We start from the raw sequence: 8775 nt of genomic DNA on the forward strand, positions 1-8775 counted from the left end.
GCTGACCGAGAAGGTGAGGGGCGTTTACGATCAGTGCGCGAGCGTTTGCCACGCTCCAGGAACGCTTGCAGTCATAGAGGAGGGTCTTCCAGGTGGTTCTCTCGGAGCTGTAAAGAACAGGGCAGACATGGTGATATTCTGGGGAAGCAACCCGCTTGAAGCTCACCCAAGACACCCCACGAGGTACAGCGTTATGGCCAAGGGGTTCCTGATAAAGAACAGGAAGGACAGGAAGGTCATCGTCGTGGACGTGAGAAAGACCAAGTCGGCGGGCATGGCCGACAGGTTCATCCAGATAAAGCCCGGCTCAGATTACGCGGTAATCTCGGCATTAAGAGCGCTGGTTAAGGGAGAGGACATAGATGCTGACGAGGTTGGAGGTGTTCCGAAGGAGGAGCTTGCGGAGCTTGCCGAGGAGATGAAGAGCGCGAAGTACGGAGTGATCTTCTACGGCCTCGGAGTTACCCAGTCGAGGGGAAGGGACAGGAACGTTGAAAACGCCGTCAAGCTGATTCAGCTGCTGAACAGATACGCGAGATGGATAATCTGGCCGATGAGGGGACACTACAACGTCGTTGGAGCGGGAGAGGTTCCTGCGTGGGAGGTAGGGTACCAGTACGCGATTGACTTCAGCCGCGGGTATCCGAGGTTCTCACCGGCAGAGTTCTCAGCGGTTGAGATGCTCCTCAGAAAAGACTGTGACGCAATGCTCGTGGTGTCGAGCGATCCTGCCGCCCACTTCCCGAGGAGGGCTGTGGAGCACATGAAGAGGATCCCGGTCATACAGATCGACCCGTTCCCCAACATGACGACGCTGCTGTCAAATGTGGTGATTCCCTCTGCGGTTGCAGGCATAGAGGCTGAGGGCAACGTCTACAGGATGGACGGAATCGTGCTCAGAGTTAAGAAGCTCGTTGACTCGCCCTACTGGAGCGACGAGAAGATCCTGCACGAGATGCTCAGGATTGTGGAGGAGAAGCTCGAAGGGTGATGAAAATGCTCTGGATTAAGAACGGGATTGTTATCGATCCCAAGAACGGGATTGACGGGGAAAAGATGGACATCTTCGTCAAGGACGGAAAGATTGTGGATGAGAGCGAGGTTAACAAGAACGAGTGCCAGGTGATTGACGCTAACAACAAGCTCGTTCTCGCCGGCGGTGTGGACATGCACGCTCACATAGCCGGCAGCAAGATCAACACGGGCAGAACCATGAGACCCGAGGAAATGAGGATCGTCAGGCACACGGCTGGAAAGCTCAGGGCCTCTATGGGTAGGGTTCTGCTCACCTCTCCTGCAATCGGTTACGAGTACGCGAGGATCGGTTATACCACTGCCGTCGAGGCCGCGAGCCCGCCGATAGGCAGCCCCCACACCCATGAGGAGCTTGATGCAATTCCGGTAGTTGATAAGGCAGCCCTGCCTGTTTTCGGGAACTGGCATCCAATCTTCAGGTTCACTGCCGAGAAGGACAGGGAGAAGCTGAGGGCGTTCATAGCATGGGCCCTCGAGAGGACGAAGGGGTTTGGAGTCAAGGTCGTGAACCCCGGGGGAGTGGAGGCCTGGATGTATGGCAGTAACGTGAGGAGCCTGGACGACGAGGTGCCAAACTTCGGAGTAACGCCGAGGGAGATAATTACCGAACTTGTAAAGGCAAATGAGGAGCTCAACCTCCCTCACTCCGTTCACCTCCACTGCAACAACCTCGGAGTTCCGGGCAACTACCAGACCACCATAGAGACGATGAAGCTCGTCTCCGGGATTAAGAACGACAACAGACAGGTTCTGCACGTGACGCACGTCCAGTTCAACGCCTATGCGGGGAGCTCGTGGAGAGACGTGGCGAGCGGGGCTGAGGAGATTGCCAAGGTCGTGAACTCGATGGACAACATCACCATAGACATGGGTCAGCCCATATTCGGCCACGCAACCGCAATGACCGGAGATGCACCATTCCAGTTCACGCTGCACAAGCTGACCGGTGCGAGATGGAGCAACAAGGACAGCGAGATCGAGGGTGGTGCAGGTATAGTGCCGATAGTCTACCTTCCGAAGAATCCAGTGCATGCGCTCCAGTGGGCGATTGGCTTGGAGCTCGGCCTGCTCGTGGACAGTGACAAGGTCGTGCTCTCCACTGACTATCCAAACGGTGGGCCATACACCGAGTACCCGTACATAATGGCGATGCTGATGAGCAGGAGGATGAGGGAGAAGGAACTCGAGAGGGTCAGCCCCTACGTGCAGAAGGCGACTAGTCTCGCGGCCATTGATGTGGAGAAGAGTCTGTACGAGGTCGTGCAGATGACCAGGAGCCTGCCCGCGAGGGTCCTCGGGCTCGAGAACAAGGGCCACCTCGGTGTCGGGGCTGATGCTGACATAGCAATCTACAACATCAACCCGGCGGAGATTGATCCATCTGCGCAGTACGACGTCATCAACACCGAGTTCAGAAGACCCGTTTACACCATCAAGGGAGGAGAGATCGTGGTCAAAGACGGTGCGATCGTCGCTGAAACGTGGGGCAGGACCTACTGGGTAGATGCAAGGAAGAGGGTGGACATGCAGGCGATAGACGAGGATCTGAACAGCTTCTTCGAGTACTACAGCGTCGAGAGGAGGAACTACGGTGTTGACGATTACTGGATGAGGAACCCCGAGAGGCTGGAGGTGAACTGAAATGCTCATCCTGAAGCCGAAGTTCGAGTTTGAGGTTAGCGTTGAAGCGGAGCTGACGCCGGACCTTGCGGAGAAGAGCCTTGAGGAGGTAAGGAGCTTCAAGGTGTGGTACGGCAAGCTCGAGAAGAGCCTCGAGGAGTTGTTCGAGATAGAGAAGCAGGGAGATGATAGGAAGCTCGTGCTCGAAGGCGACTTCTCTAAGGTAAAGTGGATAGGCACCGGAATGAGCGATGGAGAGATCGTTGTAAAGGGTAGCGTTGGGGCTAACTGCGGCGCCTACATGAAGGGTGGAAGGATAACAATCGAAGGAAGCGCCGACGACTGGCTCGGAGCTGAGATGAAGGACGGAGAGATCGTGGTGAAGGGGGATGCTAAGAACCTGATAGGCTGCGCTTACTACGGAGACGTCACGGGAATGCAGGGCGGAAGGATAACAATCGAAGGAAACGCGGGCAACTACATCGGAGAGAAGATGGCGGGGGGCGTGATAGAGATAAGGGGCTCCGCAGGTGACTTCATAGGGACCGAGATGAAGGGCGGAGAGATAGTAATACATGGAAACTGCGGATACGTGGGAGGAGACATGAAGGGCGGCACGATAAAGATAGGAGGAAACTTCGACCTTCTGCCAACCTTCAGGAAAACAGAGGAGGGCTGGGTTGGAGACGTACTTGTCGGTGGAGAGGGGAAGATCGTTAAAATCTGATTTCCCCCAATATTTTTCCTGCCGTAACCACGGAGAGGTGGCTGGTGAAGTTCGGCAGATAACTTTTCAGCTTTTCTGGATCCACGTCGATTTCCGGCAGTGATGCCTGATTCTCGCCCACCTCGACAACCCTGACCTTTCTGCCTTCAGCCCATGCCCGTATACCCATCTGAATTCCCTTAGACTCACCTGTTCCGTAAAAGATGACCGCGTTCTCATTCCTCTCTGGAGGTGTGTGCCTGTCGAGGATTCTGAACAGCACGCCCTCGTCCCTCTCCCTCACCCTGCAGGAGTTCAGCCTGAGCATGAACACGGGCTCTGGAGGGAGCTTCGCAGAGAGCGGTGGAGAGATCGCATACACGAAGTCCGCCGAGCTGTTCAGGCTCAGAAGCGCTCCGAGAGAGTGTCCGACTGCGTAGACTTCTCCATACTCTCCCCTCAGCGCCCCGATAACCCCCTCAACGTCGGCAAGGACGTTCTCGTCCAGAGGGTTGGGGTTCTCTCCATGGCCCCGCAGGTCAATGGCGAAAACCTCTGCCCCCCTCTCCGCGAGTTCATAGGAAAAGCCGAGCCACTCGGACTTGGAGGATGAGTAGCCGTGAACCACGATAACGGCCCTCTCACCACCACCGGAAACGTGGAAGGCAGGGACCTCCAGACCATCAGCACTCTTAAAAACCCTCCTGACGACCTCCATGAGAGAAAGTGGAAAGGGGAAAAAGAAAAAGGTTGTGTTTCACTCTGTTACAATCTGGTAGCTCTTCAGCAGCACTTCAGCGTTAAGCTTCCCGTGGACATAGGTCTTTCCGGTTGACTTGTCGTTTATGACTATCTGCGCGGGAGCGAAGAGGTGTGGATCGATCTTGTAGAAGTCGTAGTTGGCAGCCTTGAATATTTCGTAGAACGGCTTTCCGTAGTCTCTGCTGGTGTTGCTCGGCACGTTCTTGAGGATCTCATCGTACTCCGTAACGGTGAGGTACACGCTTCCGTAGTACATCATGCTGTCGTTCGTGGCACCCATTGCCTTCAAGTCGTCCTCAAGGATCGGAGCGATCGGACACTTGCCCGCACCGTAAAGAATCTTCTTGGGATCGTAACCGATCTCGGCCATCTTGTAGATACCCGTCTCGACAATTCTGCCGGAGATCTGCACGCTTCCCACTATGCTCGCGGTTGGGGCGACAACAGCATACACATTGGACGGCTCAACATCGCACTCCTTGGCGATGTACTCGATTACCTTCTCGTCGGGCAGCTTGCTGGCCTCGAGGGCTATGACAGCATAGTCAGCATCGTCCTCATACTCTATCTGCTCGTATGTCTTCTTCGGCTTGAGCGCGAGGGCCCTTGCAGGTCCACTCCCCATGGCGAAGTACTTGTCCACGCTTATGGCCCAGCCTGCTTTCTGGCTGCCGAGACACGCTATTGCAGGGTGATCCGTGTACTCGGTTATGAACGCGAACGGAATGTCGTTCACGTAGTCAACGACGATGTCAACGCTCGCCAGACCACCCATGCAGATCTCGGTGTACATTATCCCCGCGTTGTAGCTTCCTGGGACGTTCACACCGCAGTCTATTACTGTCGCACCGTTCTCAAGTTTCTTGGATTCAATTCTGAGCTCTTCCTCAAAATCGAGCATGTCCTCAACAATGTCCAGGGCCATCTCGTTTATGCTCACCAAATTAACCACCTCCGCTGAATCTAAGGAAATGAAATGTTTAAATGTTGTGCTTTTTCTCGATTTCCCGTACGAAGTTATCGATCATTATCTCGCACAGCCTGTTGTGTTCCTCTATCTTGTCGGCACTCTCGTCGATTATGCTCTCCGGTACCCCCTCCGTGGTCTTAACCCACTTCTCTATGAGCTCGAGGGTCATCTCGAGGTGAAACTGAATGCCTACTGCCTCCCCAACCCTGAAACCCTGATTCCTGACCACATCCCCCGTGAATATCAACCTGGCTCCATCAGGCAGGTCGAACGTGTCACCGTGCCACTGAAACACCTCTATCCTCTCCGGAAATCCGTCGAAAATCGGGTCGTCCTCCACCCTGGTCACGTGGAACCAGCCGATCTCCTTCCTGAAAGGGTAGACCTTCTTACCGAAAGCCCCTGCAATCAGCTGAGCTCCAAGGCATATTCCGAGAATGGGCTTTCTTCCAGCTTCCCTCCTGATGAGCTCCATCTCCCACTTCAGAAACGGATACTTCCCCGCCTCGTAAACTCCCATCGGACCGCCAAGGATTACGTACGCATCCCCATCCTCCTTCCTCTCACCGTTCCAGGCCTCGACGTATTCGTACTCAACGCCCTTCTGAGCGAAGAGCTCCTCGATATACCCGAGCCCCTCGGCCCTGTGGTTCTTTATTGCGAGAATTTTCATGCTCTGATTTTACCGGTGGCACAAATATAAAGATAGCCCCGAAAAACTTTGCACATCTCAGCTTTTTTAGAAGCTCGTTTCTCAGGAAACTGCGGGGTTTCTTTGCATGATGGGAGAATTTGAGAGAGCTTCTCGTGCAGAAGGTCAAATTTCCACCAGCAAACTTGTGACAGCTGTGAACACCTGACCGAGTGTTGCAAAACGGGACGGGCAACCCATTCTTCAAGCACCAGCAAAAGTAATTTAATAGCCACTCCGAAACAGAATTCCTGTGAAATTCTCCATCACTGCCGAGGATGGCATGGCGAGGAGAGGAGTTCTGAAGGTAAACGGGAAGAGGCTCGACACCCCTGCTTTCATCCCTGTGGCGACGCTGGCAAGCGTGAGGGGCCTGGATGGAAGGGATCTCGAGGAAATGGGGGTTCAGGCAGTCATCGCCAACACCTACCACCTTCACATGAAGCCGGGAGATGAGCTGATAAGGGAGTACGGGGGCATACACAGGTTCATGAGCTTTGACGGAATAGTGATGACCGATTCGGGCGGATTTCAGGCCTTCTCTCTCGGCTTCGGAAAGGAGCATGGCGTGGGGAAGATTGCCAACAACATATTCCTCGAGGGGCTCAGGGAAGTGGAGTTCAGGGGAGAAAAGTGGGCGTACGTTGACGACGATGGCGTCACCTTCAGAGACCCGCTCTACAGCAGGAAGGTTCGACTCACGCCGGAGAAGAGCATGAAAATCCAGTCCAACCTGGGAAGCGACATAATCTTCGCCTTCGACGAGTGCACCTCTCCGCTCTCGGACTATGGCTACACGAAGAAGGCCATGGAGAGAACCCACAAATGGGCATTGAGGTGTCTGGAGAGCTACAACAGACAACAGAAAATATTCGGAATAGTTCAGGGAGGAGAATACAGGGACCTCAGAATAGCATCGGCCAGATTCATCTCCTCCCTGCCATTTGATGGCTTTGGAATAGGTGGATCACTGGGGAAAAGCAAGAGGGACATGCTGAACATCCTGGAGTGGATAATCCCGGAGCTCGACCCCGAAAGGCCGAGGCACCTCCTCGGAATAGGGGGAATAGACGACATATTCGAGTCGGTTGAAAGGGGTGTGGACACCTTCGACTGCGTGACTCCAACGAGATGGGCGAGGAGAGGTGTGGTGTTCGTATCCCCGGAGAGCGGCGGGAGCAGGAGAAGCAAGTTCAGGATACACATCAAGAGGAGCGAGTTCAGGACGGATCGCTCACCAATAGACCGGAGCTGCGACTGCTTCGTCTGCCAGACGTACTCAAAAGCTTATCTGAGACACCTCTTCAAGGCCAGCGAGCTGACGTTCTTCAGGCTCGCCTCATACCACAACGTTTACTTCATGATGAACCTGATGGAGCAGATAAGGGAGAGTGTCGAAAGCGGAACGTTTCAGGAGCTCAAAAAGAGGTGGCTAAGCCAGTAGGCTGCACAGCTTTCTGACCCTCTCAACGTCCACCTCTCCCTGCTTTTTGAAGTAGCTCCCCACTATAAAGCCGTCAGCGTACTTGGAGAACTCGAGGATGTTTCTGTCGTTCACGCCACTTCCCACGAGAACGGGCATGGAAAATAACTCTCTAAATAGTCTCACATCCCCTGTATTCGGCGGACTTCCGGTTGATGTTCCCGTCACGATTACCGCGTCTGCGAAGCTGCGCTCGATATTCTCTGCATAATCCTCAAGGCTCGCCACGTGGACGGCGTGCTTGACGCCGACATCCGCGAAGACCATGGCTCTCAGGTCTATGGCCCGCATGAACCTCGCGAGCTCTCCGGCAACCGGGCTTGACAGACCTTCTGGCATTATAGAGGGGAATATGGCCTGATTCACCCTTATGAAGTCAGCCTTTACGGCCTTGGCCACTGCAGCGGCGGCTATGGCGTCGTTTCTGAGAACGTTTACACCGATCGGCAGCGAAACTTCGCTCACTATTTCCTTTACAACTGCAGTCATGCAGGCAACAGTTTCCTTACCTACCTCCATCAGAAACGGTGCGTCTCCGAAATTCTCCACGAGTATTGCCGAGACTCCACCCTCCTCGAGTCTGACGGCATTTCGAACGGCGTGCTCGATAACCTCGTCGAAATCCGAGTGGTGGGGGCTTCCGGGGAGTGGTTTTAGGTGCAGAACGCCAATTATCATTCGACCAGCTTCTTACCTTCCTCGGTTATCACGTAGAGCCCCTTCTCGGGAGAGGCGATCAACCCCTTTTTTCTGAGCGGTGCAAGCCTGCAGGATACCTTTGACGTTGGAACTCCCATCTTCTCGGCAATCTCCTTCGACTTTGCCGGTCTGCCAAGTTCCGCAAGCGCCCTGAGAATTGCCCTGTTCATATCCTCCGCCATAGAGAACTGTACGCCAAAAAACATTTAAAGCTTTGCGCACTGTTCGGGAAGCGGAACGAAAAACTGGGTTCCCGCACATCTTGAAAACTGCATTTGCTGGCCCGGTTCCAAGAAGAAACGAACGTGAGCTGAGGTTTCCACCTCACACATACCACCTGCAAATCCTACGGGGTAACGGGGTCCGGCAGTCCAGATCCGAACATGAAAAACAGTCCCAGAGCAATACTGAACACGGCCGTGAAAATGGCGAGGTACCTGTAAACACGCTTTCCAGCAGTAACGTACCCGTAAGCTCCACGAATTCCCATCAAAGTGTTTGTCATAACAAGGCCAGCCGCAAAAGCGAGTATTATCACCGCAGCAATTTTGCTGCTTCGCATTCCCGCCGTGAGCGTTAACGCGAACATGTACATTTGCGAGGGAGTTTCCGCGCCCACACCGTGAATCATCCCTATGGCGTATGCAGATGCGTTTCCGTAACTCACGTAATGTTTCCTGTCAACACCTACCCGCTTTCCTGTAAGCTTGAATGAAATCCAGTCAAACACCCTCACGATGCTGTAATACACTATGGCTAACCTCAGCCCACCTCCGTGTATGCAAAGCGAGTGAAAAACGTACAGTCCA

The 8775-nt window shown here is 54.1% G+C and carries 10 protein-coding genes; 4 read left to right on the plus strand and 6 right to left on the minus strand.

Going from position 1 to position 8775, the window contains the following annotated elements; genetic code table 11:
- The 3 genes from ACXJJC_RS03710 to ACXJJC_RS03720 form a co-directional block, all read left to right on the plus strand.
- Window positions 1-991: formylmethanofuran dehydrogenase subunit B (locus ACXJJC_RS03710; protein ID WP_456369484.1), on the plus strand; the 991-nt coding region annotated here is incomplete at its 5' end.
- Between the two features lie 5 nt (window positions 992-996).
- Complete coding sequence (locus ACXJJC_RS03715; RefSeq protein ID WP_456369485.1) at window positions 997-2676, plus strand: formylmethanofuran dehydrogenase subunit A; 1680 nt, start codon at window positions 997-999, stop codon at window positions 2674-2676.
- Window position 2677: 1 nt separating this feature from the next.
- Window positions 2678-3382 (plus strand): formylmethanofuran dehydrogenase subunit C, encoded by a 705-nt coding sequence (locus tag ACXJJC_RS03720; protein ID WP_456369486.1) that lies wholly within the window; start codon window positions 2678-2680, stop codon window positions 3380-3382.
- Here the strand turns inward: ACXJJC_RS03720 and ACXJJC_RS03725 are convergent.
- Genes ACXJJC_RS03725 through ACXJJC_RS03735 form a run of 3 tightly spaced genes read right to left on the minus strand, consistent with a single transcriptional unit; the run spans window position 3372 to window position 5766 of the window.
- Complete coding sequence (locus ACXJJC_RS03725) at window positions 3372-4079, minus strand: alpha/beta hydrolase (protein WP_456369487.1); 708 nt, start codon at window positions 4077-4079, stop codon at window positions 3372-3374. The two genes, ACXJJC_RS03720 and ACXJJC_RS03725, sit on opposite strands and share 11 nt — an antisense overlap.
- Window positions 4080-4118: 39 nt before the next feature.
- Window positions 4119-5066 carry a methenyltetrahydromethanopterin cyclohydrolase gene (mch, locus tag ACXJJC_RS03730; protein ID WP_456369488.1) on the minus strand — a complete coding sequence of 316 codons (948 nt, stop codon included), beginning with the start codon at window positions 5064-5066 and terminating at the stop codon, window positions 4119-4121.
- Between the two features lie 37 nt (window positions 5067-5103).
- Entirely contained in the window at window positions 5104-5766 is a 663-nt protein-coding gene (locus ACXJJC_RS03735) for a type 1 glutamine amidotransferase (protein WP_456369489.1), read from the minus strand.
- Window positions 5767-6037: 271 nt separating this feature from the next.
- On the opposite strand from ACXJJC_RS03735, the gene tgt reads away from it, so the two are divergent.
- Window positions 6038-7228 (plus strand): tRNA guanosine(34) transglycosylase Tgt, encoded by a 1191-nt coding sequence (tgt, locus tag ACXJJC_RS03740; RefSeq protein ID WP_456369490.1) that lies wholly within the window; start codon window positions 6038-6040, stop codon window positions 7226-7228.
- Here the strand turns inward: tgt and ACXJJC_RS03745 are convergent.
- The 3 genes from ACXJJC_RS03745 to ACXJJC_RS03755 all read right to left on the minus strand — a co-directional run.
- On the minus strand, window positions 7217-7945 hold the full coding sequence (locus ACXJJC_RS03745; RefSeq protein WP_456369491.1) for a BtpA/SgcQ family protein: 729 nt from the start codon (window positions 7943-7945) through the stop codon (window positions 7217-7219). The two genes, tgt and ACXJJC_RS03745, sit on opposite strands and share 12 nt — an antisense overlap.
- The gene (locus ACXJJC_RS03750) at window positions 7942-8172 is read right to left on the minus strand and encodes a helix-turn-helix transcriptional regulator (protein WP_503421137.1); all 231 of its coding nucleotides are present in this window, start codon (window positions 8170-8172) and stop codon (window positions 7942-7944) included. The genes ACXJJC_RS03745 and ACXJJC_RS03750 overlap by 4 nt, the downstream gene beginning before the upstream one ends.
- Before the next feature lie 140 nt (window positions 8173-8312).
- Window positions 8313-8775: hypothetical protein (locus tag ACXJJC_RS03755; protein ID WP_456369493.1), on the minus strand; the 463-nt coding region annotated here is incomplete at its 5' end.

The sequence above is a fragment of the Geoglobus sp. genome (genome assembly GCF_054018175.1).

Coding starts and splice junctions, on each gene's coding strand:
- ACXJJC_RS03725 (WP_456369487.1), bottom strand. CDS start 4,079: ATGGAGGTCGTCAGGAGGGTTTTTAAGAGTGCTGATGGTCTGGAGGTC.
- ACXJJC_RS03745 (WP_456369491.1), bottom strand. CDS start 7,945: ATGATAATTGGCGTTCTGCACCTAAAACCACTCCCCGGAAGCCCCCAC.
- ACXJJC_RS03750 (WP_503421137.1), bottom strand. CDS start 8,172: ATGTTTTTTGGCGTACAGTTCTCTATGGCGGAGGATATGAACAGGGCA.
- ACXJJC_RS03720 (WP_456369486.1), top strand. CDS start 2,678: ATGCTCATCCTGAAGCCGAAGTTCGAGTTTGAGGTTAGCGTTGAAGCG.
- ACXJJC_RS03735 (WP_456369489.1), bottom strand. CDS start 5,766: ATGAAAATTCTCGCAATAAAGAACCACAGGGCCGAGGGGCTCGGGTAT.
- ACXJJC_RS03715 (WP_456369485.1), top strand. CDS start 997: ATGCTCTGGATTAAGAACGGGATTGTTATCGATCCCAAGAACGGGATT.